This is a genomic window from Couchioplanes caeruleus, from assembly GCF_003751945.1.
GTDB classification, from domain to species: domain Bacteria; phylum Actinomycetota; class Actinomycetes; order Mycobacteriales; family Micromonosporaceae; genus Actinoplanes; species Actinoplanes caeruleus.
This window is the reverse complement of sequence record NZ_RJKL01000001.1, coordinates 3,125,926-3,152,416: the sequence shown is the minus strand read 5'-3', so window position 1 is coordinate 3,152,416 and position 26,491 is coordinate 3,125,926. Positions and strand designations below refer to the sequence as shown.

At 71.0% G+C, this 26,491-nt stretch carries 21 protein-coding genes; 17 read left to right on the top strand and 4 right to left on the bottom strand.

What is annotated here, in order from left to right; all coding sequences use genetic code 11:
• The first annotated feature begins 6 nt into the window (after positions 1-6).
• The 14 genes from EDD30_RS13895 to hpf all read left to right on the top strand — a co-directional run bounded on the left by EDD30_RS13895 (position 7) and on the right by hpf (position 17,143).
• On the top strand, positions 7-1,233 hold the full coding sequence (locus tag EDD30_RS13895; RefSeq protein WP_071802813.1) for an SIS domain-containing protein: 1,227 nt from the start codon (positions 7-9) through the stop codon (positions 1,231-1,233).
• Positions 1,230-2,192: a cation diffusion facilitator family transporter gene (locus EDD30_RS13890; RefSeq protein WP_071802812.1), complete on the top strand. Its 963-nt coding sequence runs from the start codon at positions 1,230-1,232 to the stop codon at positions 2,190-2,192. The genes EDD30_RS13895 and EDD30_RS13890 overlap by 4 nt, the downstream gene beginning before the upstream one ends.
• Positions 2,193-2,342: 150 nt before the next feature.
• Positions 2,343-3,506 (top strand): mannose-6-phosphate isomerase, class I, encoded by a 1,164-nt coding sequence (manA, locus tag EDD30_RS13885; protein WP_084556049.1) that lies wholly within the window; start codon positions 2,343-2,345, stop codon positions 3,504-3,506.
• A gap of 576 nt (positions 3,507-4,082) precedes the next feature.
• A complete protein-coding gene (ahcY, locus tag EDD30_RS13880; protein ID WP_071802833.1) occupies positions 4,083-5,549 on the top strand; it encodes an adenosylhomocysteinase in 1,467 nt (488 codons plus the stop codon).
• Positions 5,550-5,770: 221 nt separating this feature from the next.
• On the top strand, positions 5,771-6,616 hold the full coding sequence (locus tag EDD30_RS13875) for a helix-turn-helix domain-containing protein (RefSeq protein WP_244945243.1): 846 nt from the start codon (positions 5,771-5,773) through the stop codon (positions 6,614-6,616).
• A 44-nt stretch (positions 6,617-6,660) separates the two neighbouring features.
• Positions 6,661-6,861, top strand: coding sequence for a DUF397 domain-containing protein (locus tag EDD30_RS13870; protein ID WP_071802810.1), 201 nt, complete (start codon positions 6,661-6,663; stop codon positions 6,859-6,861).
• A 148-nt stretch (positions 6,862-7,009) separates the two neighbouring features.
• Positions 7,010-7,870, top strand: a complete 861-nt coding sequence (efeU, locus tag EDD30_RS13865) for an iron uptake transporter permease EfeU (RefSeq protein ID WP_071802809.1) — start codon at positions 7,010-7,012, stop codon at positions 7,868-7,870.
• 12 nt (positions 7,871-7,882) lie between these two features.
• Positions 7,883-9,028, top strand: a complete 1,146-nt coding sequence (efeO, locus tag EDD30_RS13860; RefSeq protein WP_071802808.1) for an iron uptake system protein EfeO — start codon at positions 7,883-7,885, stop codon at positions 9,026-9,028.
• 40 nt (positions 9,029-9,068) lie between these two features.
• Positions 9,069-10,319 (top strand): iron uptake transporter deferrochelatase/peroxidase subunit, encoded by a 1,251-nt coding sequence (gene efeB / locus EDD30_RS13855; protein ID WP_071802807.1) that lies wholly within the window; start codon positions 9,069-9,071, stop codon positions 10,317-10,319.
• 190 nt (positions 10,320-10,509) lie between these two features.
• On the top strand, positions 10,510-11,199 hold the full coding sequence (gene mtrA / locus EDD30_RS13850) for an MtrAB system response regulator MtrA (protein WP_071802806.1): 690 nt from the start codon (positions 10,510-10,512) through the stop codon (positions 11,197-11,199).
• A gap of 85 nt (positions 11,200-11,284) precedes the next feature.
• Positions 11,285-13,261 (top strand): MtrAB system histidine kinase MtrB, encoded by a 1,977-nt coding sequence (mtrB, locus tag EDD30_RS13845; protein ID WP_394328207.1) that lies wholly within the window; start codon positions 11,285-11,287, stop codon positions 13,259-13,261.
• Positions 13,258-15,120, top strand: coding sequence for an LpqB family beta-propeller domain-containing protein (locus EDD30_RS13840; RefSeq protein ID WP_071802805.1), 1,863 nt, complete (start codon positions 13,258-13,260; stop codon positions 15,118-15,120). The genes mtrB and EDD30_RS13840 overlap by 4 nt, the downstream gene beginning before the upstream one ends.
• Positions 15,121-15,503: 383 nt before the next feature.
• Positions 15,504-16,328, top strand: a complete 825-nt coding sequence (locus EDD30_RS13835; RefSeq protein WP_071802831.1) for a ComF family protein — start codon at positions 15,504-15,506, stop codon at positions 16,326-16,328.
• 194 nt (positions 16,329-16,522) lie between these two features.
• On the top strand, positions 16,523-17,143 hold the full coding sequence (hpf, locus tag EDD30_RS13830; protein ID WP_071802804.1) for a ribosome hibernation-promoting factor, HPF/YfiA family: 621 nt from the start codon (positions 16,523-16,525) through the stop codon (positions 17,141-17,143).
• Positions 17,144-17,396: 253 nt separating this feature from the next.
• Here hpf and EDD30_RS13825 read toward each other — a convergent pair whose 3' ends face one another.
• Positions 17,397-18,530, bottom strand: a complete 1,134-nt coding sequence (locus EDD30_RS13825) for a GNAT family N-acetyltransferase (RefSeq protein WP_071802803.1) — start codon at positions 18,528-18,530, stop codon at positions 17,397-17,399.
• Positions 18,531-18,876: 346 nt separating this feature from the next.
• Between EDD30_RS13825 and secA the strand changes: the two genes are divergently transcribed.
• The gene (gene secA, locus EDD30_RS13820) at positions 18,877-21,771 is read left to right on the top strand and encodes a preprotein translocase subunit SecA (RefSeq protein ID WP_071802802.1); all 2,895 of its coding nucleotides are present in this window, start codon (positions 18,877-18,879) and stop codon (positions 21,769-21,771) included.
• Between the two features lie 129 nt (positions 21,772-21,900).
• On the opposite strand, the gene EDD30_RS13815 is transcribed toward secA, so the two are convergent.
• Together EDD30_RS13815 and EDD30_RS13810 are read right to left on the bottom strand one after the other, a co-directional pair.
• Positions 21,901-22,542 (bottom strand): Rv3235 family protein, encoded by a 642-nt coding sequence (locus EDD30_RS13815; protein WP_211277641.1) that lies wholly within the window; start codon positions 22,540-22,542, stop codon positions 21,901-21,903.
• Positions 22,543-22,651: 109 nt separating this feature from the next.
• Positions 22,652-22,864 (bottom strand): helix-turn-helix domain-containing protein, encoded by a 213-nt coding sequence (locus tag EDD30_RS13810; RefSeq protein ID WP_211277644.1) that lies wholly within the window; start codon positions 22,862-22,864, stop codon positions 22,652-22,654.
• 178 nt (positions 22,865-23,042) lie between these two features.
• Here EDD30_RS13810 and EDD30_RS13805 point away from each other — a divergent pair, with 178 nt between their 5' ends.
• Entirely contained in the window at positions 23,043-23,552 is a 510-nt protein-coding gene (locus EDD30_RS13805; RefSeq protein WP_394328206.1) for a DUF6912 family protein, read from the top strand.
• Positions 23,553-23,601: 49 nt separating this feature from the next.
• Here EDD30_RS13805 and EDD30_RS13800 read toward each other — a convergent pair whose 3' ends face one another.
• Positions 23,602-24,654, bottom strand: coding sequence for a hypothetical protein (locus EDD30_RS13800; RefSeq protein WP_123678277.1), 1,053 nt, complete (start codon positions 24,652-24,654; stop codon positions 23,602-23,604).
• Positions 24,655-24,781: 127 nt separating this feature from the next.
• Here EDD30_RS13800 and pruA point away from each other — a divergent pair, with 127 nt between their 5' ends.
• Positions 24,782-26,410 carry an L-glutamate gamma-semialdehyde dehydrogenase gene (pruA, locus tag EDD30_RS13795; protein WP_071802799.1) on the top strand — a complete coding sequence of 543 codons (1,629 nt, stop codon included), beginning with the start codon at positions 24,782-24,784 and terminating at the stop codon, positions 26,408-26,410.
• The last annotated feature ends 81 nt before the right edge of the window (positions 26,411-26,491 follow it).

The following is a 26,491-nucleotide window of genomic DNA, read 5'->3' as shown; positions in this document are numbered from 1 at the left end:
GGCCTGATGGCAAGCCCCGAAGACGGCACGGCCGGGCTGACCGGGCGTCGCGTGGCCGACGAGTCGCTGCTCGAGGACGAGAAGGCGATGCTCGGCAACGACCCGGGCGGCATGCTGCGCGCCACCGCCTCGGCCGGGGCCCAGGTGCGGGAGTCGGCGGCGCTGGCCGCCGAGGCCAATCTCAGCGTGCTCGCCGACGAGGGCCGCCCGCGCGCGGTCGTCGTCGCCGGCATCGGTACGGCCGGCCTGACCGGCAACATCCTGGCCACGGTCGCGGGTCCGCGCTGTCCCGTACCCGTGATCGGGCACCGCAGCGCGGGCGTTCCCGGCTGGGTCGGCGCGGCCGATGTGGTCATCGCCGTCTCCGCCTCCGGCCGCAGCCCCGAGGCGCTCGCGGCCGCCGACGCCGCCGCCCGCCGGGGCGCCCGGCTCGTCGCCATCGGCAACCCCGACTCGGAGCTGCAGGCGGTCGCCGAGCGCGCCCGGGCTCCTTTCATCCCGGTGCCGCGGCGTGCGCCCGCCCGGGCCAGCCTGTGGGGCCTCGCCGTGCCCGTACTGCTCGCCGCCCGCAGCCTCGGCCTGGTCAAGGTCAACGAGGCCGACCTCGCCGAGACCGCGGCCCGCCTCGACGCCGACGCCGAGCGCTGCCGCCCCGGCGCCGAGTCCTTCGTCAACCCGGCCAAGTCCCTCGCCCTCGACCTCGCCGGCTCGGTGCCGATCGTGTGGGGCTCGTCCCCGCTCGCCACGGTCGCCGCCCGGCGCTTCGCCGACACGCTCGCGGCGAACGCCCGCTACCCGGTGATGGCCGGCGCGCTGGGCGAGGCCGGCCGGGGCCGCGTCGGCCTGCTCGACGGACCGTTCGGGGGCCTGGCCGAGTCGTCCCGCGACATCTTCGCCGACCCCGGAGACGACGACGAGGACCCGGCCACCCGCCTGCGCCTCGTCGTCATGCGCGACGGCGGCCTCAACCCGCAGGACGACGCGGACGAGCCGGTCGCCGTCGAGGAGCGCCGGGCGGACGCCGTCCAGGTCCTCGCCGAGCGCCGCGGGGTGCGCTGCGACGTGGTGACCGCCGAGGGTGGTTCCGCGCTCGAGCGTCTCGCCTCGCTCGTGGCGGTTCCCGACTTCGCGTCGATCTACCTGGCTCTTGCCCACGGTCTGGATCCGATGGCGGTGCCGGCCATCAACGAGATGAAGGAACTGAGCAACTCCCTGCCGGAGGGAATGCAGTGAGTGCTGAGGGCGGAACCAAGGCGATCGTCGCAGCCCTGCTCGCGAACCTCGGGATCGCGGCGACCAAGTTCGTGGCGTGGATTCTGACGGGCTCGTCCTCAATGCTCGCCGAGGCGATTCACTCGGTGGCCGACTCCGGCAACCAGGGACTGCTCCTGCTGGGTGGAAAGCGGGCCCAGCGCAAGGCCACACCGCAGCACCCGTTCGGGTACGGACGCGACCGCTACATCTACGCCTTCATCGTCGCGATCGTGCTGTTCAGCGTCGGCGGCCTGTTCGCGCTCTACGAGGGCTACCACAAGTGGAACCACGCGGGACACATCACCGCGTGGCACTGGGTGCCGGTGGCGGTCCTGGTCATCGCGATCGGGCTGGAGAGCTTCTCGTTCCGCACCGCGATCCAGGAGTCGAACCGCGTCCGAGGCAACACGTCCTGGATCAACTTCATCCGCCGCGCCAAGGCGCCGGAGCTTCCCGTCGTGCTGCTCGAGGACCTGGGCGCCCTGGTCGGCCTGATCCTGGCGCTGATCGGTGTCGGCATGACGCTGATCACCGGTAACGGCCGCTGGGACGCCGCCGGGACGATCGCGATCGGCCTGCTGCTGGTCGCCATCGCGATCATCCTGGCCATCGAGACCAAGAGCCTGCTGCTGGGCGAGGGCGCGACCCCCGAGGACGTCCAGACCATCGAGAACGCGCTCCTGGCGGGCGGGGGCGTCGAACGCATCATCCACATGAAGACGCTCTACCTGGGTCCGGAGGAGCTGCTGGTGGCGGCCAAGATCGCCGTGCCGCGCTCGGAACGCGCCGAGGAGTTGGCGGCGCACATCGACGAGGCGGAAACCCGCATCCGCCAAGCCCTGCCGATCGCCCGGGCGATCTATCTGGAGCCGGACATCTACCGTCCGGACGCGGCGAAGTCCGCACCGGACGCCAGCGCCGAACCGGCACCGGCCTGACCACGATCGGTCCTCGCGGCGCCGGCCTGACCACTGTCGGTCGTCGCGGCGCCGGCCCGATCGCCATTGGTCGTCGCGGCGCCGGCGGGACCGCATCACCGACCGCCGGCGTGAAGTCGACGGCGTAACTACACATCAGCGAGGGTGGCTGTGGCTGCAGTTCTTCCGCTGGCCGGCGTGATCCGGCCGTATTCCTGGGGGTCGCGCACGTCGATCGCCGAGCTGCAGGGCCGGCCCACGCCCAGTGCCACTCCGGAAGCCGAGCTGTGGTTCGGCGCGCACCCCGGTGACCCGTCGACGGTCATCGGGGCGGCCGGACCGGTCAGCCTCGCGACGCTCATCGCCGACGACCCGAAGGGCCAGCTCGGCGCCGAGGTCGCCGACGAGTTCGGGGTACGCCTGCCGTACCTGATGAAGGTCCTCGCCGCGGCCGCCCCACTGTCGCTGCAGGCGCACCCGGACGCCGACCACGCGCGCCGGGCGTTCGCCGCGCAGGAGGCCGACCCGGACGCGCCGAGGAACTACACCGACGCGTACCACAAGCCCGAGATGGTGGTCGCCCTGACTCCGTTCGAGGCACTGTGCGGGTTCCGTGAGCCCGCCGAGTCGGCCGCCGCCCTCGAGGCGCTGGGCATCGAGCGGCTGGCCCCGGTGATCGAGGCACTGCGTAAGGGCACGGCCGGCCTCGGCGAGGCGGTCCGCGCCCTGCTGACCTGGCCGGCCGACGACCGCGCGGCGCTGATCGACGAGGCGGTCGCCGCCGGGACGTCGCCGCTGGTCACCGGCCTTGCGAGCCACTACCCGGGTGACCCGGGCGTGTTGGTCGCGCTGCTGCTCCACCACCTGCGGCTCGCGCCCGGCGAGGCCATCTGGATGCCGGCGGGCAACCTCCACGCCTACCTCGACGGCACCGGCGTGGAAATCATGGCGGCGAGCGACAACGTTCTGCGCGGCGGCCTGACGCCGAAGCGGGTGGACGTCGACGAGCTGCTGCGGGTCTTGCGCTTCGAGGTTCTCCACGACCCGGTTCTGCCCGCGACCGAGCTCGCGCCCGGCGTGGTGACCTGGAAGGTGCCGGTCCGCGAGTTCGCCCTCTACCGGATCGACCTGGGCCCGGCCTCGCCGCCGGTGCGCCTGCCGGCCCGGGGGCCGCGCATCGTCCTCGGCACTCGGGGCGACGTGCACGTGGCCGAGGCGGTGGACGGCACCCCCGTCGAAATCACCGCGGGAACGGCGGCGTTCATCCCGGCGGAGACCGGCCCGGCGACGCTCGCCGGCATGGGACAGGCCTTCGTGGCCGCCGTCGCTCCCTGAGCTGCGTTTCCTGAGCCGGCGTCGTTCCGTGAGCCGGCGTCGTTCCGTGAGCCGGCGTCGTTCCGTGAGCCGGCGTCGTTCCCTGAACTGCGTCGACCCTCGTTTCCTGAACGGCTCCGTCGGCGTGGCCGGTGACGCTCGCGAGCGGGATCGCGAAGACAAAACGGGAAATTTCCGGATTTGCTTGACAGGGGATGTGCGGAGTGTGAATCTATAACCACGCAGCGTCATTGGTGATCGGGGGGTCCCACGACGCGCGCGGTACCAAACCGGGGGGATGAACGGGGCGGCAGGTCTCTGACCTGTCGCCCCGTTCGCTGTCCGGCCCGAGGTTTCGCAGGGGAGCCGTCCGGCGCCATGAAGGCCGCGCGGAACCACGCCGAGTGGCTGACGGTGCTGGGCGGGTCGCCGCGCAGGCAGGGGCCGTGGACCACTGGCGGGGTTTTTGCGGTTGGGGAGTTTGTGCCCGTACTTGGAAACGGTCTTGCTTGTTGCAGCCCAACCACCCACATCCCGGACAAATGCCGCGCGTAGAGTGGCATGCTGCGTATCCCCGTCTCGCCAAGCATCTGGAGCATGATGACCAGCAAGCGCCCCACATCCGTGGCCGAGGGCGACTACAAGGTCGCCGACCTGTCGCTCGCCACGTTCGGCCGCAAGGAGATCGAGCTCGCCGAGCATGAGATGCCCGGCCTGATGTCGCTGCGCAAGGAGTACGGCCCGAGCCGGCCGCTGCGTGGCGCGCGGGTGACCGGCTCGCTGCACATGACCATCCAGACCGCCGTCCTCATCGAGACGCTCACCGCCCTCGGCGCGGAGGTGCGCTGGGCGAGCTGCAACATCTTCTCGACGCAGGACCATGCCGCCGCCGCGATCGTGGTGGGTCCGGACGGCACGCCCGAGGCTCCGAAGGGTGTTCCGGTCTACGCCTGGAAGGGCGAGACGCTGGAGGAGTACTGGTGGTGCACCGAGCAGGTGCTGCTCTGGCCCGACGGCGAGGGTCCCAACATGATCCTCGACGACGGCGGTGACGCCACGCTGCTCGTGCACAAGGGGGCCGAGTTCGAGAAGCTGGGCGCCGTGCCGTCGGCCGACACCGCCGACTCCGAGGAGTACGCGGTCATCCTCAAGGTCCTCGCCCGCTCTCTCGAAGAAGACGACCGCCGCTGGACCCGTGTCGCGGCCGGGATCAAGGGTGTCACCGAGGAGACCACGACGGGTGTGCACCGGCTCTACGAGATGCAGCAGAACGGCACGCTGCTCTTCCCGGCGATCAACGTCAACGACTCGGTGACCAAGAGCAAGTTCGACAACAGGTACGGCTGCCGCCACTCCCTGATCGACGGCATCAACCGCGCCACCGACGTGCTCATCGGTGGCAAGGTCGCGGTCGTCTTCGGGTACGGCGACGTCGGCAAGGGCTGCGCCGAGTCGCTGCGCGGCCAGGGTGCCCGGGTCATCGTCACCGAGGTGGACCCGATCTGCGCGCTGCAGGCCGCGATGGACGGTTACCAGGTGGCCACGATGGAGGACGTCGTCGAGACGGCCGACATCTTCATCACCGCGACCGGCTGCTTCGACGTGATCACCAACGAGCACATGGCGCGGATGAAGCACCAGGCGATCGTCGGCAACATCGGCCACTTCGACAACGAGATCGACATGGCCGGACTGGCGAAGCGCAAGGATGTCACCCGGGTGACCGTCAAGCCGCAGGTGGACGAGTGGAAGTTCGCCGACGGCCACTCGGTGATCGTGCTCTCCGAGGGTCGCCTGCTGAACCTGGGCAACGCCACCGGTCACCCGTCCTTCGTGATGAGCAACAGCTTCTCCAACCAGACGATCGCACAGATCGAGCTGTTCACCCGCACCGGGGACTACCCGGTCGGCGTGTACGTGCTGCCGAAGCATCTGGACGAGAAGGTCGCCCGCCTGCACTTGGACGCGCTCGGCGTGAGACTCACCGAGCTGACCAAGGAGCAGGCCGCCTACCTGGGCGTTGCGGTCGAGGGCCCGTACAAGCCCGATCACTACCGCTACTGAGTCTCCATAGACGACGAAAGGCGAACCGGTGGTTGCCGCCGCCGGTTCGCCTTCCTTGTCCGCGCGCCGCCCCCGCAGGCGATGCGCAGGGCGCGGAGCCCCCCGCCCGGCGGCCCGCACCCAAGTTCGTACCTCTTCTCCCATTAGCACATGCCATCGGCCGATCTGCAAGTGCATAAAGTGCCATGCGCGTCGCACTGAGTTACCGGTACGGTGGGCGCGTGGCAAGACCGACATCGATGGCTGCTCGCCGCGAGCTCGGCGACGAGCTCCGCCGGCTGCGCGGTGAGCGCCGAGGTGCCGAGGTCGTGGCCGCGCTGGGTTGGTCCGAGTCCAAGCTGAGCCGCATCGAGACGGCGCGCATCGGGATCAGCGACTCCGATCTGGAACGGTTGCTGCGGGTGCTCGAGGCGTCGAGTGACCAGTGGGCGCGGCTGCGGGAGCTGGCCGGCCGCGGACGGGCCCGGGTCTGGTGGGCCCCGTACCGGTCGTCGGTCGCCGACCGCTACGACGAGTACGTCGCCTTCGAGGCCGAGGCCGCCACCATCTGCGAGTGGGAGGCCCAGGTGGTGCCGGGCCTGCTCCAGACCGACGAGTATGCGTACGCGGTCATCGAGGTCGGCGCCGACGTGCAGGACCCGGAGACGGTGCAGCGGCGTACCGCCCTGCGGATGGCCCGGCAGACGGTGCTGACCCGCGAGCCCCCGCCCCGGCTCCGCGTCGTGCTCGACGAGTCGGCGCTGCGCCGCGAGGTCGGCGGCCGGGGAGTGCTGCGGCGCCAGCTCAAGCGGCTGTACGAGGAGAGTCACCGACCCGGCATCGAGTTGCGGGTGCTGCCGCTCTCCGCCGGCGCGCACGCTGCCCTGGGTGAGACCTTCATCATCTTCGAGTTCACGGACGGCCGCGCTCCCGTGGTGCACAGCGAGGATCTGGTCGGGGGTCAGCTCCGTACAAAGGACGCTGACGTGCAGGTTTACCGCGACGCCTTCGCCGACCTGCGGGCACGGGCGCTGCCGGTCGGGCCGTCACGCGAGCTCATCGCTCGAACAGGCGACGGACTCCGCTGATTTGATCATCGTTGAAGCGGATGAGTTTTCATTCGTGAGAGGGCATGACATTGCAGCAGCGCATCCTGACCTGGCACAAGAGCAGCCGCAGCGCCGCCGCAGGGCACTGCGTGGAGGTCGCGACGGCGGCCTCGGCGGTCTTCGTCCGGGACTCCAAGGACGCCTCCGGCCCGGTGCTGGAGTTCGGTACCGAAGGATGGGCGGAGTTCCTCGCCGGCGTCCGCGACGGTGAGTTCGACCGTTGACCCACGGGTTGTGGGCGGGCGGCTCCCGGGCCGTCCGCCGCGTCATACCTGTGATCGGAGCGACTCGGACCGCACTTGACGGACCGGCCTCCGCCGTGGCTAAGGTGTGCCGAACCTAACTTAGGGATGCCTTAGCAAACGGAGTGCCATGCTCGCCACCTACCTCATCGGACTGCGCGAGGGGTTGGAAGCCACGCTGGTGGTGAGCATCCTCATTGCCTTCCTGGTGAAGTCCGGCCGCAAGGACCGCCTCGTGCAGGTCTGGGCCGGCGTCGGGCTCGCCGTCACCCTCTCGGTCTTCTTCGGCTGGCTGCTCAGCTACACCTCGACCACGCTGCTGCAGAGATATGAGCACCGGGAGCTGTTCGAGGCGGTCACCTCGATCCTCGCCGTCGGCTTCGTCACCTGGATGATCTTCTGGATGCGCCGGGCCGCCCGGTCCATCGCGGGTGAGCTGCGCGGCAAGCTCCAGGACGCGCTCGCCGTCGGATCGATCGCGGTCGCCGTGATGGCCTTCCTCGCCGTGATCCGCGAGGGCCTCGAGACCTCGTTGATCTTCTACTCCGCCGTGCAGGGCGCGTCGTCCGGCTCCGGGCCGTTGGTCAGCCTGCTCGCCGGCATCGCCTCGGCCGTCGTCATCGGCTGGCTGATGTACGCGACCGCCGTACGGATCGACCTCTCGCTCTTCTTCACCTGGACCGGCGCCCTGCTCATCCTGGTCGCGGCCGGGATCCTCAAGTACGGCGTGCACGACTTCCAGGAGGCGAACGTCCTGTCCGGGCTCTACGACCTGGCGTACGACGTCAGCGGCGTGCTCGACCCGAGCGCCTGGTACACCGCCCTGCTCGCCGGAATGTTCAACATCACCCCCACGGCGTCGGTGCTGGAGACCGTCGCCTGGGCCGCGTACGGGATCCCCGTCCTTGCGATCTTCCTCTGGCCCGCGCGCGGAAAGGCGCCGGCGCCCGCTACCGAATCCCCCACCCCGGCGTCCGCGCCTCAGCAGTAGGAGAACCGTTCCATGCGTACCACCCCCTTGCTCGCGCTGGCCGTCGGGCTGCTCGGCGGCAGCCTGGCCGCTTGCAGCGACGATTCCGGGACCGGCGGTTCCGGCTCCGCCGCGGCCGCCGGTGGACCGATCGCCGTCAAGGCCTCCGACACGGCCTGCGAGGTCGCCCGGAACACCACTGCCGCGGGCACCAGCGTCTTCTCCGTCACCAACGGCGGCAACAAGGTCACCGAGTTCTACGTGTACGCCGCCGGCGACCGGGTCATGGGCGAGGTCGAGAACATCGCGCCCGGGCTCTCCCGTGAGCTGCACGTCGAGCTGCCGGCCGGGTCGTACGAGACCGCCTGCAAGCCCGGCATGATCGGCAAGGGCATCCGCGCGGCCTTCACCGTCTCCGGTTCGGCCGCCCCGCTGACCGCCGACGCCAAGCTCGCCGACGCCACCGCCAGCTACTCCCGCTACGTGAAGAGCCAGACCGCCGCGCTGCTGCCCAAGACCGAGGAGTTCGTGGCCGCGGTCAAGGCCGGCGACGTCGCGAAGGCCAAGGCGCTGTTCCCGGTCGCCCGCACGTACTGGGAGCGCATCGAGCCGGTCGCGGAGATCTTCGGCGACCTCGACCCGAAGATCGACGGGCGCGAGGAGGTCATCGAGGAGGGCATGCCGTTCACCGGCTTCCACCGGATCGAGAAGGACCTCTGGGCGGCGAAGCCGGACATCTCCAAGGACGGTCCGATCGCCGACCAGCTCCTGGCCGACGTCAAGGAGATCGTCGCGAAGGCCAACGCCGAGAAGCTGTCCCCGCTGCAGCTCGCCAACGGCGCCAAGGAGCTGCTCGACGAGGTCGCCACCGGCAAGATCACCGGCGAGGAAGACCGCTACTCGCACACCGACCTCTGGGACTTCAACGCCAACCTCGAGGGCTCCAAGGCCGCGATCGCCTCGCTGCGCCCGGTCCTGGAAGAGCGGGACCCGGCCCTGGTCAAGACGCTCGACACCGAGTTCGCCAACGTCGACGCCGCACTGTCCGTGCACCGCGCCGGCGACGGCTGGAAGCTGCACACCCAGCTCAGCAAGGCCGACCTGAAGACTCTCTCGGACGCGATCAACGCGCTCGCCGAGCCGGTCTCCCAGGTGGCCGCGGTCGTCTCGAAGAAGTAGGTCCCTGACCCTCCCCGCGGCGGAAAACCGAGGAAAAAGCATGAACGAGAGGTCGGTGTCACGCCGGCGAGCCATCGCGCTCGCCGGCGTCGGCGTGGCAGGAATCGCCGGTGCCGCCGCGGTGGGCGGCGCGCTCGCCCGGGGCGCGGCCCGGGACGAGGGTGGCAGCGCCGTCGAGGGCGCGATCGCCTTCACCGGTGCGCACCAGGCCGGCATCGTCACGCCCGCCCAGGACCGCCTGCACTTCGTCGCCTTCGACGTGATCACCAAGGATCGCGAGCGGCTCGTCCGCATGCTGAAGGACTGGACGGCGGCCGCCGCGCGGATGACGGCCGGCCGTGACGCCGGCGAGATCGGGGCCGTGAACGGCATGCCGGAGGCGCCGCCGGACGACACCGGCGAGGCGCTCGGGCTGCCCCCGTCCGGGCTCACCCTGACCGTGGGCTTCGGCCCGACGCTGTTCCGCGACGCCGGGGGCAGGGACCGCTTCGGCATCGCCGCGAAGCGCCCGGCGGCCCTCGCCGACCTGCCGCACTTCCCCGGCGACGTCCTCGACGCCGCGCTCTCCGGCGGCGATCTGTGCGTCCAGGCCTGCGCCAACGACCCGCAGGTCGCGGTGCACGCCGTGCGCAATCTCGCCCGGATCGGCATGGGCGTGGTCAGCGTGCGGTGGTCGCAGCTCGGCTTCGGGCGTACGTCGTCCACATCGCGCACGCAGGCCACGCCCCGCAACCTCTTCGGCTTCAAGGACGGCACGGCCAACCTGAAGGCGGAGGAGGCCGACCTGATCGAGGAGCACGTCTGGGCCCGGCCCGGCGACGGCCCGGAGTGGATGACCGGCGGCTCCTACCTGGTCACCCGCAAGATCCGCATGATCATCGAGACCTGGGACCGCTCGCCGCTGTCCGAGCAGGAAGCGATCGTGGGCCGGCACAAGGGCACCGGCGCGCCGCTGGGCAAGGCGGACGAGTTCGAGGAGCCCGACGTACCGTCGCTGCCCGAGACCTCGCACGTGCGGCTCGTCCACCCGGATTCGAACAACGGGGCGCGGATGCTGCGCCGTGGGTACAACTACGTCGACGGCTCCGACGGTCTCGGACGGCTGGACGCGGGGTTGTTCTTCATGGCGTACCAGCGCGACCCCCGCAAGCAGTTCGTGCCGGTGCAGCTCAACATGTCCCGGCGCGACGACATGAACGAGTACCTGAAGCCGGTGTCGCTGGGGCTGTTCGCCTGTCCGCCCGGTGTGTCGGGGCCGGACGACTACTGGGGCAAGACGCTGTTCGCCTGACGTCGGATTCCTTGCCCTCGCGGGTGACTTCGGCGTGGGTTCCGGTGGCCCCGGGAGCGGATCCTGCGCCGGGTATCGGTGGCCGGCTCTGGATTTCGGGCGTCCGCCGGGCCATTATCGGCTGCGCCACCCCCGCTTGATCGACGGGCGGTCACACGGGCCGGAAGGGGACAGTGCAATATTGGATCGCATGAGAGCCCGCGTACTCGTCGTCGACGACGACCCCGCGCTGGCGGAGATGCTCGGCATCGTCCTGCGCAGCGAAGGTTTCCTGCCCTCCTTCGTGGCCGACGGTGAGCGGGCCCTCGCCGCGTTCCGGGAGAACAGGCCCGACATAGTCCTGCTCGATCTGATGCTGCCCGGCATGAGCGGCATCGACGTCGCCCGGGCCATCCGCACCGAGTCCGGCATCCCGATCGTCATGCTGACCGCCAAGAGCGACACCGTCGACGTGGTGCTGGGCCTGGAGTCGGGCGCCGACGACTACGTGGTCAAGCCGTTCAAGCCCAAGGAGCTGGTGGCGCGGATGCGCGCCCGGCTGCGCCGCGGTGAGGACGCCGCGCCGGAGCTGCTGACCATCGGCCCGCCCGGAAACCAGATCACCATCGACGTGCCCGCGCACACCGTCACCCGCGACGGCGAGGAGGTGAAGCTGACGCCGCTCGAGTTCGATCTGCTGGTCGCGCTCGCCCGCAAGCCGCGCCAGGTCTTCACCCGGGAAGTGCTGCTCGAGCAGGTCTGGGGATATCGGCATGCGGCCGACACGCGGCTGGTCAACGTGCACGTCCAGCGCCTGCGGGCCAAGATCGAGCCGGACCCGGAGCGGCCGGAGATCATTCTGACCGTACGGGGGGTCGGCTACAAGGCCGGCACCGGCTGATCGTCTGGTGTGGCGGAGAATCGTCAGAGGTCGGTAAGCGGCGCGGGGCGAGTTCGAGACCCCGGAGGGACTAACCTTGCCCCCGATGCGTGCTCCTGCCTGGCTTCCGATGCCGATCCGCCGCGCCCTCAGGATGGTGCGACGGTATTGGCGCGCCGCCGTGCGCCGGTGGATGAGGGTCTCCGCCCCCGCCCGCCGGGCGTGGCGGCGCTCCCTGCATCTGCGGGTCGTCACCCTCACCCTCGTCGCCTCCAGCCTGCTGGTCGGCGGCTTCGGCTGGTTCATCGCCGACCGCAGCACCAAGATCCTGCTCCACCGCGCCGAGGACGAGGTCTACTCGCAGCTCCAGCGCAAGGTCGACTACGCGTACCGGCAGCTCACGGTGCACCCGCATGTGCGCGACACGAAGCTGCCGACGACCATGAACGACACGGTGACCCGGCTCGCCGACGGCGACCCCGCCGAGAGCGGCGGCACGATCGTCTCGCTGCGCGCCGACACCTTCCCGGCCGACCTCAAGCCGGTCACGTCCACCAAGGTCGACACCACCTCGCTGATCACTCCGGAGATGATCCGCGCCGTCTCCGGCAAGAGCCTGGTGGCCCAGCAGATCCGCACCGCCCAGGTGAGCGGCGTCCAGACCAAATACCTGGTGTACGGCTCGCCCGTGCCGACCAGCTTCGGCCACGTCGAGCTCTACTACCTCGTGCCGCTGACCACCGAGGATCGGGCCGCCAACCAGATCCGCACCACGGTGCTGGTCACCGGCCTCGCGCTGGTCATCCTGCTCGGCGTCGTCGCCGGCCTGGTCACCCGCATGGTGGTGACGCCGGTCCGGGTAGCCGCCCGCACCGCCCAGCGCCTCTCCGCGGGCCTGCTCGACCAGCGCATGAAGGTCGACGGCGAGGACGACCTGGCCCTGCTCGCCGCCTCCTTCAACCAGATGGCGGCCAACCTCCAGCGCCAGATCGTGCGCCTGGAGGAGATGTCCCGGCTGCAGCGGCGGTTCACCTCCGACGTGTCGCACGAGCTGCGGACGCCGCTCACCACCGTACGCATGGCCGCCGACCTGATCTTCGCGGAGCGCGACGAGTTCGAGCCGGCCGTGGCGCGCAGCGCCGAGCTGCTCCAGGCCGAGCTGGACCGCTTCGAGAGCCTGCTCACCGACCTTCTCGAGATCAGCCGCTTCGACGCGGGCTTCGCCGCCCTCGACGCCGAGCACACCGACCTCGTGCCGATCGTCGAGCGGGTCGCCGAGCGCCTCGCCGGCCTCGCCGAGCGCGCAGGCGTCACCATCGATCTGCGACTGCCGGAGACACCGGTCATCGCGGAGGTCGATCCCCGCCGCGTCGAGCGCGTCCTGCGCAACCTGATCGGCAACGCCGTCGAACACGGCGAGCGCAAGCCGGTCGAGGTCACCCTCGCCACCGACGAGGCGGCCGTCGCCATCACCGTGCGCGACCACGGCGTCGGCCTCAAGCCGGGGGAGGAGCGCCTGGTCTTCAACCGCTTCTGGCGTGCCGACCCGTCCCGGGCGCGCCAGACGGGCGGCACCGGCCTCGGCCTCTCCATCTCGGTCGAGGACGCCCGCCTGCACGGCGGCTGGCTCGAAGCCTGGGGCGAAACCGGCGGCGGCGCCCAGTTCCGCCTGACCCTGCCGGTGCGCTCGGGCGACCGTCTGGTGGCGGCTCCCTTGCCCCTGATCCCTCGCGACCGGGCCATCGACGAGATCACCGCACCACCGACTCCCACCGACCGCCCTCCTGGCGAAACCCCCGCCCTATCACCCGCGGCGTCACCCGCCGCCGACCGAGCGGCCCCCATCACGGCCGCACCCGACGTGGATCCGGGCGCTCTTGCCGGCGCGTCATCCGATGTCGATCCGGCCGCACTCGCGGCCACGCCATCCCCTCCCGAGCCGTCCGTTCCCGTTGACACGGCCTCGGGCGGCTCCTCCCCGGCGGGCGCCTCTCCGGTCGGTGGCACGCCGTCGCGGGGTGATGCGGGGGATCGGGATGCGGACGGCGAGGGCGTCGACGAGCCTGCGGAGGTGGGACGATGAGGCAGACCTTGGTCCGTGCCCGGGCGCGTGTCCGGCGCCGGTCCGGCGCGGTGGTGGCCGCCGCGCTGGCCGCCGCGGTGGTGCTCGGCGGCTGCGGCATCCCCGACAACACCGAGATCGTGCACATCGGGTCGGGCCCCTCGCGGGGGTTCGCCTCCGGTGACGACGGCGCGCCGGCGCGCCATGATCGCACCTCCACCGCCGACAAGGCCGAGTTCGTGAAGTACTACCTCGAGGCTGCCGCCGGTGATCCCGACGGCGCGCTGGCGCGGGTGAAGGGCTTCCTCTCGCCCTCGGCGGCGATCACGTTCAAGGCGTCCAGCGAGATCAGGGTCGTGCATCTTGCCGAGGATCCGCTGGTCAACCCCGGCAGTGACAAGGTGACCCTGAATGCGCGGACGGTCGGGGTGCTCCGGCACAACGGCGTCCTGGACCCGGTGGCGGACAAGGGCGCCACGACGCCGTACGAGCTCACTGTCAAGTCGGTCGCCGACCAGACCGGCCTGTACGTCACCAGCGCGCCGCACGTGCTGCTGCTCAGCGACACGGCGCTCAACACCTACTTCGAGCGTCGGCCGATCTACTTCTGGAACCGGGACCGCACCGCCCTGGTGCCGGACGTGCGGTACCTGCCGAGGGACATGCCGTCCGAGCAGGAGCCGCAGCAGATCATCAAGTGGCTCATCGAGGGACCTGCGCCCTGGCTCGCCGACGCGGTGGAGCCGCTGCCCGAGGGCACCGCTCTGCTCGGCAACGTGCCTGCCGTCAGCAACGACAAGCTTCAGATCAACCTGAGTGCGCAGTCCGTGCAACCCCCGGACGAGGCGAAGGCGCTGGACCGGCTGCGGCGCCAGCTCATGTGGTCGCTCAAGCCCAACCTGCCCAGCGTCCTGGAACTGAGGATCGGAAACCAGGAGCAGACCGACTACGACGGCAACGACTACCTCCCCAGCAACCCGGCCTACCGGCTGGCGGACCAGCCCGAGCGGTTCGTCATCTTCAACGGCCAGATTCGGCGGATGTCGAGATCGCCGGGTGCCACGGATGCGATCCCGGTGATCCGGCCGCAGGCGAACCGCAACGTCAAGGCGGCGGCGATAGCGCAGGACCCGGGCGGCGGCCGACGGTATGCGGCCCTGGTCACCGTCGAGAACAAACGCCAGGTGCTCCGGGTGGGTAGCGCGCCGATCGGTGAACAGACCGACCTGCACCGGGTGACGTTGGCGGGGGGCTCGACCGGCCAGCCCGTCTGGGCCATCTCGTCCGACGACCCGCAGACCGGCGCCATCGGCCTGATCACCGTCGGCGGCCGGCTCCACTACTTCTCGACCGACGGATCGCCGGCGCGTCGCGTCGCGTGGACCGGCCCGGACGGCCCGGTCTCGGCCGTGGCGGTCGCGCCCGACGGGCGGCGGATCGCGCTGGCGGTCGACGGCGAGCTGTACCTGGCGGCGCTGGTCACCGGCGCCGACGGGCCCCAGCTCTCCACCCCGTCACAGGTCCAGGTGCCGGCGCTCGAGACGGTGTCGGCCGTCGACTGGGGAACCGAGTCCTCCCTGATCGTGGCCGGCAGGCGCGCCGACCGGACCCGCGTCGCCATCATCGACACGACGATCGACGGGACCCAGTACAGCGAGCTCCAGCCGGACATCGGCACCGCCACCGTGACCTACCTCGCGGCGTACCCGGTGAGCCCGGTCAGCGGCAAGAGCTCACCGGACGTCATCCAGTACATGGCCAACGGGGCGGCGTTCGACGCGCTGTCCGGCCCCGAACGCATCGCGGTGTCGGACCTGGCCAACCCGGTGACCAACCCTGCGCCCGGAGCGGCACCCATCTCGCCGTTCTTCCTCCGCTGACCGCGGCACGGGTCAGCCGGCGAGCGCTCGGGTCCGCGGACTGCCGATGCGGTGTGCCGTGCGAGTGCGGTGTGCCGTGCGGGTGCGCTGCTGGGTGCGGTGTGCCGTGCGGGTGCGCTGCTGGCTGCGGTGTTCGGCGGGCTGCCGGCCCGGTATTCCGCGGGCTGCCGGTCTGGCGTGCCGGGGGTTGCCGGTGCGGCGTCAGTGGCCGCGAGGCGGGTTCGAAACTGCGATAGGGCGGGTTTCAGCATGGCGGTGCCGATTTCGGGCGGGCGGGGTGCGGGGATCCCGGTCGGGGATTCCGGCGGGCCGAGGCTCGCCTCGTCTCGGGCTCGGCACGGTCGTCTCGCAGCCTCACCTCGCGATTCACGGGGGCAGGCATGATGAGGTTGCTCGCCGCCGACCTCGCCGATCTCGTGCTGCCGAGCGCCTGTGCCGGCTGTGGCGGGGAGCGGGTGGCGTTGCGGCACGGCACCTGCGAGGCCTGTGTGGCGGTCCTGGAGGCGCTGCGGCCGTACCCGACGATGCCCGAGCCCCCGCCGCCCGGCATGCCCGGCTGCGTGGCCGTCGGTGCCTACACCGGCGCGCTTCGCGGGGTGCTGCTGGCGTACAAGGAACGGCAGCGGTACCGGCTCGCCCGTCCCCTGGGGGCATTGCTCGCCGGGGCGGTCGTGGAGGCGGCGGTTCGTGCGGGCGGTGGCCGGAGCGTACCCCTGCTGGTGGTGCCGGTTCCGTCCACCGCGAGCGCGGCGCGGGAGCGCGGAGGCGATCACATGGCGCGACTGGCCGCACACGCGGTGTGTCGGCTGCGAGTGGCCGGTTGGCAGGCTGATGCCGGGCGGGTGCTTCGGGCGCTCCCGCGGGCCGACTCTGTGTCACTCACGGTAGCCGAACGAGCGGCGGCCGCTGAGAATTCCCTGCGAATCAGGGGTACCCGGATCCGTATTCCGCGGCGGCGGCCGACGATCGGAGGCACCCTGATAGTGGTCGACGACATCGTCACGACCGGGGCCACGCTGGCCGCGGTGACGGGACGGCTCCGGGAGGCGGACATGCAGGTCGCGGGTGCTGCAGTGCTAGCGGCGACGCGGCTGCGCAAGGTGCGCGGACCGGTGCGGGACGGGGCCCGTGTCCGAGCGGCGCCAGGGACGAAAGTCCCCGGATCCGTTCCCCGAACGAGGGGTGACGGGCGGGCGTCGGCAGGTTAGCGTCATGGTGACGAGGGTGAGCGAGCTCGCTCACCCGCCACCGGAGCGAAGTCGACCAGATTCTGACCCGCCGCACCGGAAAGGAGTGTCCTCGTAAGCCGTATCGGTCATGTGCGTGGGATTGCTCCGTGTTCCCCCGCGTCACCGATACCCGCACCACCGCGTCGAAGTGCAAACGTTGGGGGAGGTCACGAGTGGACATTGTCGTCAAGGGCCGCAACGTAGAGGTTCCCGATCACTACCGGGAACATGTCGCCGACAAGCTGGCAAAAGTGGAGCGCTACGACCAGAAGCTGATCAGGGTCGACGTGGAACTTTTCCACGAGCGCAACCCACGGCAGTCCGACAACTGCCAGCGCGTCGAAATCACGGTCGTGACCCGTGGGCCAGTCATCCGGGCCGAAGCCACAGCCAAGGATTTCTACGCCGCCTTGGACGGCGCCATCAACAAGCTCGACGGCCGTCTGCGCCGCGCCGCTGATCGCCGGCGCGTGCACCGCGGACGCCACGCGCCGGTATCCGTGGCCGCCGCCACCGCCGGTCTGCCGACCGACCTGCCGGGCCTCGCGCCGCCGGTCGAGGACACCGCCGCCGCCATCGAACTGGCGGAGCACGATGACAACCAGCCGTGGCGCATCGTCCGCGAGAAGGAGCACCCCGCGGACCCGATGACCGTCGACGACGCTCTCTTCCAGATGGAGCTCGTCGGCCACGACTTCTATCTCTTCCACGACAAGGAGAGCGGCCGGCCCAGCGTCGTCTACCGGCGACGCGGCTACGACTACGGCATCCTCAGCTTGGAAGCGAGTGCCTGACCTCTGCGCATGACGGCCTTTCTCCGGTCGGCGGGGATCCCGTGCCGGAGGGCCGGTGTCGGCGACACCATGGCCGTCCCGTGATGGCATCCCTCCGGTCGGCGGGGATCCCGCCCCCGGAGGTCGGTGCCGCCCGCGAGCGCGGTCGGTGCCGCCCGCGAGCGCGGCCGGTGCCGGGCGCAAGCGAGGTCGCCGCCGTTCATGAGCGAGGTCGGGTTCCGCACCGGTCACCGCTCAGGGCGCGGTGATCGCGTCAGCCGTCGAGGCGGGGGCCCTCGGTGAGGAGATCCTCCGCCAGGAGGGCGAACTGGACGTCGTCGCTGCGGCGTCCTCCGGCTCCGGGCAGGCGCGAGCGCAGGTACGCCTCCCGCTTGAACCCCGCCTTCTCGAGGACCCGTTGTGATCCGACGTTCGTCGGCAGGGCACCCGCGATGAGGCGGGCGATCCCGGTCTCGGCGAACGCCCACAGAGACAGGAGCTGGGCCGCGCGCGTGGGATAGCCGCGGCCCCGCCAGGCGGCCAGCATGCTGTAGCCGATCATCGCCTGGCCGGTGCCCGGCTCCTGGTAGTAGAGGCCGATCTCACCGGTCGGCGTACCCGTGGCGGTGTCGACGATGACCAGGTCCGCGCGGTCGCCGGCCAGCCAGCGCGAGGCGGACCACGCGCAGCGGCGCCGCATCTCCTCGGGACTGGGCGGCACGGGCGGCACGGTGGTCGCGACCACGTCTTCCTGCGAGTGCAACTCGGCGTAGAAGGCGAGGTCCGAGCCGGCGAGCGGGCGCAGGGTCACCACGCCGTCGGTGAGCTCGCCGCCGGGCAGGTCGGGCAGCAGTCGCTCGACCGGTCCCGGCGGGTCGTCGGCCAGGCGGGCGTACGCCAGCGCGTCGTCGCGAGCGTCGTCGTGGCCGGGCAGGGCCGCCCGGCGTACGCCCTCGGGCCGGAAGCCGGCCGCCAGTGCGACCCGCTGACTCGCCGCGTTCTCCCGGTGCGTGAGCAACTCCAGCCGGGCCAGCCCGGTGTCGAACGCGTGCCCGGCCAGTGCGCGGACCGCGGCCGTGGCCACGCCGCGGCGGCGGGCCCACGTCCCGGTCCAGTAGCCGATCTCGGCCTGCGCCCGGCCGGGCTGCAGCCGGTCGATGCCGACGCCGCCGAGCAGCCGGTCGGTGACCGGATCGGCCACCGCGTAGAGACCGCCGCCGGCGGCGAACATCCGCGGCGCCAGATCGTGGATGTACTCGTCGGCGTGCTCGCGGGTGAACGGCACCGGCAGCACCGTCGTGAAGCGGCGCATGTCCGGGTCGTTGTAGCAGGCCAGCAGGTCGTCCAGGTCCTCCGGGCGCAGGACGCGCAACCGTACGCCGTCGCAAGGGATCGCGGGAACGATCACGTCGAGTCACCTTTCGCAGCGACGTCGCCCGGCAGCCGCCGCTCGCCGTCGAGTCGTCACGGCCTGCCACGACAGACCGTCGGTCGGGCCGGATTCTGACACGCCCGGGAGCCGACCTCGGCGTTCCCGGCCGCCGCGGGCGGGTCAGTCGGCCGGCCGAACGGTCATCCCGGCGCTGGCGACGCGCGAGGACGCCGCCGGGTTGCGGCGTCCGCAAAGATGCGCTGTCAGCGAACTCTCAGCCCTATTTCGTCCTCTTTGCGAGGTTACTCGGAGGCTCGGGTCACGGCGCCCCAGGGAAGACGCCTACGATGGTTCGGCAGACCGTCTAGGGGAGCGTTGACCCGTGTCGATTTTGGAAAAAGTCCTTCGTGCCGGCGAGGGCCGCATGGTGCGCCGCCTCAAGGCGATCGCCAATGCGGTCAATTCGATCGAGGACGAATACACCGACCTCACCGACGACGAGTTGCGGGAGCAGACCGAGCAGTTCAAACAGCGCATCGTCGACGGGGCGTCGCTCGACGACCTGCTGGTCGAGGCCTTCGCGGTCGCCCGCGAGGGCGCGCGCCGGGTGCTGGGCCAGCGGGCGTACGACGTCCAGCTCATGGGCGGCGCCGCGCTGCACTTCGGCAACATCCCGGAGATGAAGACCGGTGAGGGCAAGACGCTGACCGGCGTCTTCCCGGCGTATCTCAACGCGCTCAGCGGCGACGGCGTGCACATCATCACGGTGAACGACTACCTCGCCCAGCGCGACGCCGAGTGGGTCGGCCGGGTGCACACCTTCCTCGGCCTCACCGTCGGCGTGATCCTGCCCAACCGGCCCGCCGCCGAGCACCGCGCCGCGTACCATTGCGACATCACGTACGGCACCAACAACGAGTTCGGCTTCGACTACCTGCGCGACAACATGGCGTGGTCGGCGGCCGAGCTCGTGCAGCGCGGCCACAACTTCGCCATCGTGGACGAGGTCGACTCGATCCTCATCGACGAGGCGCGCACGCCGCTGATCATCTCCGGTCCGGGCGAGCACTCCGCCCGCTGGTACGGCGAGTTCGCCGCCCTGGTCGGCCGCCTCCAGAGGGGCAAGGACGGCGAGGGCGACTACGAGGTCGACGAGGCCAAGCGCACGGTCGCCGTCACCGAGCGCGGCGTCGCCCGGGTCGAGGACCGCCTCGGCATCGACAATCTGTACGAGTCGGTGAACACCCCGCTCGTGGGCTATCTGAACAACGCCATCAAGGCCAAGGAGCTCTACAAGCGGGACAAGGACTACATCGTCGACGAGAACGGCGAGGTCCTGATCGTCGACGAGTTCACCGGCCGCATCCTGCACGGCCGCCGCTACAACGAGGGCATGCACCAGGCCATCGAGGCGAAGGAGGGCGTGGAGGTCAAGCAGGAGAACCAGACCCTGGCGACCATCACGCTGCAGAACTACTTCCGCCTCTACAACAAGCTCGGCGGCATGACCGGTACGGCGCAGACCGAGGCCGGCGAGTTCAACCAGGTCTACAAGGTCGGCGTCGTGAGCATCCCGACGCACCGGCCGATGATCCGCATCGACCACCCGGACGTCATCTACAAGACCGAGAAGGCCAAGTTCAACGCGGTCATCGAGGACATCGCCGAGCGGCACGCCACCGGCCAGCCCGTGCTGGTCGGCACCGTGTCGGTGGAGAACTCCGAGATCCTCTCGACGCTGCTGCGCCGCCGCGGCATCCCGCACAGCGTGCTGAACGCGAAGTTCCACGCCCAGGAGGCGCAGATCATCGCGCAGGCCGGGCGCAAGGGCGCGGTCACGGTCGCCACCAACATGGCCGGCCGTGGCACCGACATCCTGCTCGGCGGCAACCCCGAGTTCGCGGCAGCGGCCGAGCTGCACCACCGCGGCCTCGACCCGGTGGAGAGCCCGGAGGAGTACGCGAAGGCGCTCGAAGAGGTCATGCCGTCGGTGAAGGAGGCCTGCGAGCGTGAGGCGGCCGAGGTCATCGACGCGGGCGGCCTCTACGTGCTCGGCACCGAGCGCCACGACTCGCGCCGCATCGACAACCAGTTGCGGGGCCGCTCCGGCCGTCAGGGCGACCCGGGCGAGTCGCGGTTCTACCTGTCGCTGCAGGACGACCTGATGAAGCGGTTCCGCGCCGGCGCGGTCGAGGCGGTCATGGACCGCTTCAACATCCCGGAGGACGTCCCCATCGAGTCGAAGATGGTGACCCGCCAGATCCGCAGCGCCCAGACCCAGATCGAGGCGCAGAACGCCGAGATCCGCAAGAACGTCCTCAAGTACGACGAGGTGCTCAACAAGCAGCGCATGGTCATCTACGCCGAGCGCAAGCGCGTGCTCGACGGCGAGGACATGCACGACCAGGCGCAGCACATGGTCGACGACGTGGTCGAGGACTACGTCAGGGCCGCCACCTCCGAGGGGTATGCGGAGGATTGGGACATCGAGCAGCTCTGGACCAACCTCAAGCGGCTGTTCCCGCTCAGCCTGACGATCGAGGACATCGTCGAGGAGGCCGGCGGCGAACGCGGCAGCCTCGACCAGGACTTCCTCATCGCCCGGATCAAGGAGGACGCCCAGCGGGCGTACCAGGCCCGCGAGGAGGAGCTGGGCGAGGAGGCGGTCCGCGAACTGGAGCGCCAGGTCCTGCTCGCGGTCATCGACCGCAAGTGGCGCGAGCACCTCTACGAGATGGACTACCTGCAGGAAGGCATCAGCCTGCGGGCGTACGCCCAGCGTGACCCGGTGGTCGAGTACCAGCGCGAGGGCTTCGACATGTTCAACCAGATGATGGAGGGCATCAAGGAGGAGGCGGTCGGCTTCCTCTTCAACCTGGAGGTCCAGGTCGAGGAGGCTCCCACGGTCACGGTCGACCCGTCCCAGGCCCGCGCCATGCCCACCACCGCCGAGGAGCCGGAGCAGCACGTCGAGGTCCGCGCCAAGGGCCTGGGCGGCGGTCGTCGTCCGCAGAACCTCCAGTACACGGCCCCGGTCATCGACGGCGAGGCCGGCGCGGGCGCCCCGCAGATCCAGGCCCCGCAGGCGCCCGCCCTCGGCATCGGCCCCGCCCCGGTGGTCCCGGCCAGCCCGGCACACACCGGTGCCCACCGCGTCTCGTCGGGCCGCGGCTCCGGCGAGGCGGAGGCGAGCAGCGGCCCCTCCCGCAACGCCCCGTGCTACTGCGGTTCGGGCAAGAAGTACAAGCGCTGCCACGGCGCGCCCGGCGGCGCCTGATCCGTCGAGCTTTCCGCACCCGGCCTCCACGAGTCGCTCGTGGAGGCCGGGTGTTTTCCGTTCCGGGCGCGTGGAACCCAGGACGGCCGCCGCCTCTGCCGCACAGCGGACGCCCCGGGGGCTGCGTGGTCAGATCAGGCGGAGGACGGTCGCCAGCCAGGCTTGGTCGTCCGCAGGACACGGGGCACCGGGGCGAGGCAGCGGGGCGGCCGACCCGGGAAGGCGTTGCTCCAGGCGGAAGGCCATCGCCAGGGTGCGGTCGTCGACGACCAGCACGGCGGCGGCCTCCACCGCGCCGGGGCGAGGTTCGCAGAGGCTGGACCTGACCACCGCCACCGGCACGGGGCGGCGAGCCCGGAAACGGCCGGGAGGGTGAGGCTCGAGCCTCCTGCGGCGGGTCTGTGCGACCTTGTGGGCCGCCGCGACGCCCTGGGCCACCACGGCCGCGGCCTCGCGGGGCTGGGCGAGCCTTCGGAGGTGTGTCGCCGGACGGTAGCCGTTGAGGACCTCGACGCAGGAGTGCACGAATCTGCGGACCGCCAGCTTGGCGTCGGCGGACACACCGGACGCCGCCGTCGGGCGGGCCGGCGGGGACTGCCGGGACGGGGTGGGGGTCGCCACGGGGAGGCGGGGCCACTCCAGGGCCAACTGGTGCGGTGACCACCACGGATCGGCCTCGCGCTCGTCGTCGAAGGGTGTGTCGCAGCGCGGTGCTCGGCGGAGCCGGATCGCCGGTGCCATCCGCTGCGTCTCCCAGGTGGCCATTGCCATGTCGCACCCCGATCCTTGCGTTTGCCTTCGTTTGCCTACGACAAGGAGTGTCCCGAGGGCGTCGAGGAGCGTCAATGCCAGCTTCGGATCCTGTGGAAACCGGCGAGATTCAGTCGGCGTCGCGCTCGGTCAGCGGGTTCTCGTGCACCCACGCCGCCGTCTCCGTGTACTTCCGCTCGATGTATTCCTCGAGCTTCGCCCGCTCCACCCGCCACTGTCCGCGCCCACCGATCTTGATGGCGGGAAGCTCTCCGCTGCGGACCATGTGGTAGACCTGCGAGTCGGACACGTTCAGCTCGGCCGCCACGTCGGACAGCAGCATGAACCTGGCCTCCACGGGGTCCTCCGGTCGTCGGTGCGGCGCTGACGGACCCTTAGTTTGCCACCGTTTGCTTGTGACTGCGGCCCAGGATCCCCAGAGTCCGCGGTGGGAAAGGGTCATCCGGTAGCGTGCGCGGCGGTGTACTACAGGGACGGTCGAGTCGCCCAGGGGGATGAGAGTGCCGATCACCGATCTGGTCCGGGTCTATGTGCCCGCCACCGTGCCGATGCTGGCCGCCCTCCGGGACTCCGGCCGGCTCGGCGATGGCCCGGTGGTCGCGCACGCCGTCACCCCCGCGCTCCGCGAGTGGTACGCGGAGGGTGACGAGGAGGAACTGGAGTACGTCGCCTTCACCCGGGCCGCCCAGGCCGCCCTCCAATTGCTGCGGCACGATCCGGATGCCCCGCGCCGGAGGGTGGTGGTGTCGGCCGACGTGGCCTCGGCCGGGCTGGTCCGGGAGGACGTCGAGCTGGGGTCGAGCACCGTGCGGCTGCCGCACCCGATCTCCATCAAGGAGGTCGCGTCCATCCACGTGGACGGCACCGACGCCGCCGAGGCGGTCGCCGACGCCGCGGAGGTGGTCGACGAGGCGCTGGCCGGCGATCCGGACGCCCAGTTCACCGTCGACGGCGCCGAGGACCACGAGCTCGAGTGGTATGCCGTCAGCGAGATCGACGAGCTGATCTGACGGGCCATGCAAGCGGCCCGAAGCCGTCGGCGCCCGGGCTCGGGCCGGGTCAGTCGTCCTTCTGGCTGCCGACCGGCTCGGTGTCCTCGGCCCGGGCCGCGCGCTCGATCTCCTCGGGGTCGGCCGGGGCCTGGGTGGGCGCCGACACGGCGGTCGTCGCCGAGGCGGATGCGGACGGGTCGGCGGGGGAGCCGAGAGTCCGCCCCACCGCGATCATCGCGGTGAACGTCCCCACGAAGAGCACCACCAGCGCGATGTTGAGCCGCGTCCCGCTCAGCACCTGCTGCACGGTCAGCTCCAGCTCGCTGATCTTGCCGGCGAGCTCCAGGACGCGTGCTCCCGCCGTACGCGTGAGCAGCTCGGAGACGACCAGCAGCAGGCCCGGTCCCGCGCCTGCGAGGGCGTAGAGCGGCCACTTCACGTCGGTGCCGCTGCGGCGGCGGGCGTGGCGCATCAGCCGGTGGGTGACGAGCCCGGCCGCCAGGCCGCCGAGCGCGCCCTGCACGAAGCCGAAGTAGCCCGCGGCGCTCGCCTGTGAGGCCGCGGTGTCGCCCGCGCCGAGCGCAGGCAGGAGCGTGTCCTGCGCGAAGGTGAGCAGGATCCGGACGAGGAACACGGCGATCGCGCCCGCGCAGGCGGCCGCGGTCACGCGGGGGTAGCGGAAGCCGGCCAGCGCGCCGCCGATCGTCGCCGCGGCCGCGACGGTGCCGGCGACGACGGCGTAGATCCAGCCCTCGGTGTTGATCGTGAAGAACGCCAGGGCGCCGAGGAGGCCGACCGCGAGACCGGCTCCGGTCGCGAGGACGAAGCGCACGGTGGCGCCGGGCTCGCGGCCGTTGCGGGCGAGGAACGCCCGGACCGCCAGGGCGACGGCCGCGCCGGCGACGAGGCTCGCGGAGACCGCGCCGGGCATCGCGTACGCGGTGGAGGTGACCTCCATCTCGGCGTTCGTGTGGCGGGTGATGGAGGCCCGCGCCGACCAGATCATCGCGGCCGTCCACAGCAGGCCGGCGACCGCCAGGACGATGCCGGGCGAGGACGCCCTTTCCGGCCCCTCCTGGGCTGCTTTGCCCTTCGTGACCTCGCTGTCCGCCTCACTCATGGGCCTCAGGGTACGCGGAGGCACCGACACCTCCGACCCCCCGGGAGGGCACCCCGCGCGTGCGAGGATGGAGCCGCGCGACACACAATGTCGGCCCAGTTGCCCCCTCAAAGTCGAGGAGTACGTGATGGACGCCCACTTTTCCGTGCCGGTGCCGCGGAATGAGCCCGTTCGCGGATATGCGCCCGGCAGCCCCGAGCGCATCTCGCTGCAAGCACGAGTCGAGGCTCTTGCTGCCGAGCGCCTGGAGCTGACCAACACGATCGACGGCGTGCAGCGGATGGGCGGCGGCGAGCGGATCGAGGTCGTGCAGCCGCACAACCGGCACCACGTGCTCGGCGTCACCGGCAACTCGACCCACGAGGACGCCGCGGCCGCCGTGGCCGCCGCCAAGCGCGCCGCCCCGGGCTGGCGTGCCCTGCCCTACAGCGAGCGCGCCGCCGTCTTCCTGCGTGCGGCGGAGATGCTGGCGGGCGGCTGGCGGGACACCCTCAACGCGGCCACGATCCTCGGCCAGTCGAAGTCCGCGTACCAGGCCGAGATCGACGCCGCCTGCGAGCTGATCGATTTCCTGCGCTTCAACGTGGCCTTCGGCGAGCAGATCCTCAGCGAGCAGCCGCAGTCGGCGCCGGGCATCTGGAACCGCTTCGACCACCGCCCGCTCGAGGGCTTCGTCTACGCGATCACCCCCTTCAACTTCACCGCGATTGCGGCCAACCTGCCGGCGGCGCCCGCGCTGATGGGCAACACCGTGGTCTGGAAGCCGTCGCCGACGCAGCAGTTCTCGGCGCACTTCACCATGCGGTTGTTCGAGGCGGCCGGGCTGCCCCCGGGCGTCATCAACATGGTCGCCGGCGACGGTCTGGCCGTCTCCGACGTGGCGCTCGCCGACCCGGACCTGGCCGGCATCCACTTCACCGGCTCGACGGCCACCTTCCGGCATCTGTGGCGCGAGGTCGGCTCGAACATCGACCGCTACCGGTCGTACCCGCGGCTGGTCGGCGAGACCGGCGGCAAGGACTTCGTCTTCGCGCACGCCAGCGCCGACGCGGACGCGCTGCACACCGCGCTCGTGCGGGGCGCGTACGAGTACCAGGGCCAGAAGTGCTCGGCGGCGTCGCGGGCGTACGTGCCGCGCAGCATCTGGGAGGGCGGCCTGCGGGACCGGCTCGCGGCGACGGTGTCCTCGATCAAGTACGGCGACGTCACCGACCTGTCGACCTTCGGCGGCGCGGTGATCGACGGGCGGGCGTTCGCCAAGCACGCCGAGGCCCTGGACCGGATCAAGAACGGCGCCTCCTGCACGGTGCTGGCCGGTGGCACGGCCGACGACAGCGAGGGGTGGTTCGTGGCCCCGACGCTGGTGGAATCGACGGACCCGGCGCACGAGGTCTTCACCACCGAGTACTTCGGCCCGATCCTCGGCGTGCACGTCTACGACGACGGCGACTTCGAAGGCGCGGTAGCCCAGGCCGAGTCGGTCTCGCCGTACGCGCTGACCGGCTCGATCTTCGCCAACGACCGCACGATCGTCGACTGGGCGTCGTCGGCCCTGCGCAACGCGGCGGGCAACTTCTACATCAACGACAAGCCGACGGGTGCGGTAGTGGGTCAGCAGCCCTTCGGCGGGGCCCGGGGCAGCGGCACGAACGACAAGGCCGGCTCGATGCTGAACCTGCTCCGGTGGGTCTCGCCGCGGACGATCAAGGAGACGTTCGAGCCGCCGACGGCCTGGCAGTACCCCCACATGGGCTGATTGTCCGTTTAACGGGTCGTCGTCCTTTCTTCACAAAAGGGAGGGCGGCGATCCGCGGCCTTTATGGGGCTTGCCGACTTC

Excerpts from the sequence above, each read along its gene's own strand:
- EDD30_RS13800 (WP_123678277.1), bottom strand. The coding sequence starts at position 24,654 with ATGAGTGAGGCGGACAGCGAGGTCACGAAGGGCAAAGCAGCCCAGGAG.
- efeO (WP_071802808.1), top strand. The coding sequence starts at position 7,883 with ATGCGTACCACCCCCTTGCTCGCGCTGGCCGTCGGGCTGCTCGGCGGC.
- EDD30_RS13815 (WP_211277641.1), bottom strand. The coding sequence starts at position 22,542 with ATGGCAATGGCCACCTGGGAGACGCAGCGGATGGCACCGGCGATCCGG.
- EDD30_RS13840 (WP_071802805.1), top strand. The coding sequence starts at position 13,258 with ATGAGGCAGACCTTGGTCCGTGCCCGGGCGCGTGTCCGGCGCCGGTCC.
- pruA (WP_071802799.1), top strand. The coding sequence starts at position 24,782 with ATGGACGCCCACTTTTCCGTGCCGGTGCCGCGGAATGAGCCCGTTCGC.
- efeB (WP_071802807.1), top strand. The coding sequence starts at position 9,069 with ATGAACGAGAGGTCGGTGTCACGCCGGCGAGCCATCGCGCTCGCCGGC.
- mtrB (WP_394328207.1), top strand. The coding sequence starts at position 11,285 with ATGCGTGCTCCTGCCTGGCTTCCGATGCCGATCCGCCGCGCCCTCAGG.
- ahcY (WP_071802833.1), top strand. The coding sequence starts at position 4,083 with ATGATGACCAGCAAGCGCCCCACATCCGTGGCCGAGGGCGACTACAAG.
- mtrA (WP_071802806.1), top strand. The coding sequence starts at position 10,510 with ATGAGAGCCCGCGTACTCGTCGTCGACGACGACCCCGCGCTGGCGGAG.
- EDD30_RS13870 (WP_071802810.1), top strand. The coding sequence starts at position 6,661 with ATGACATTGCAGCAGCGCATCCTGACCTGGCACAAGAGCAGCCGCAGC.
- EDD30_RS13810 (WP_211277644.1), bottom strand. The coding sequence starts at position 22,864 with ATGCTGCTGTCCGACGTGGCGGCCGAGCTGAACGTGTCCGACTCGCAG.
- EDD30_RS13895 (WP_071802813.1), top strand. The coding sequence starts at position 7 with ATGGCAAGCCCCGAAGACGGCACGGCCGGGCTGACCGGGCGTCGCGTG.
- EDD30_RS13835 (WP_071802831.1), top strand. The coding sequence starts at position 15,504 with ATGAGGTTGCTCGCCGCCGACCTCGCCGATCTCGTGCTGCCGAGCGCC.
- efeU (WP_071802809.1), top strand. The coding sequence starts at position 7,010 with ATGCTCGCCACCTACCTCATCGGACTGCGCGAGGGGTTGGAAGCCACG.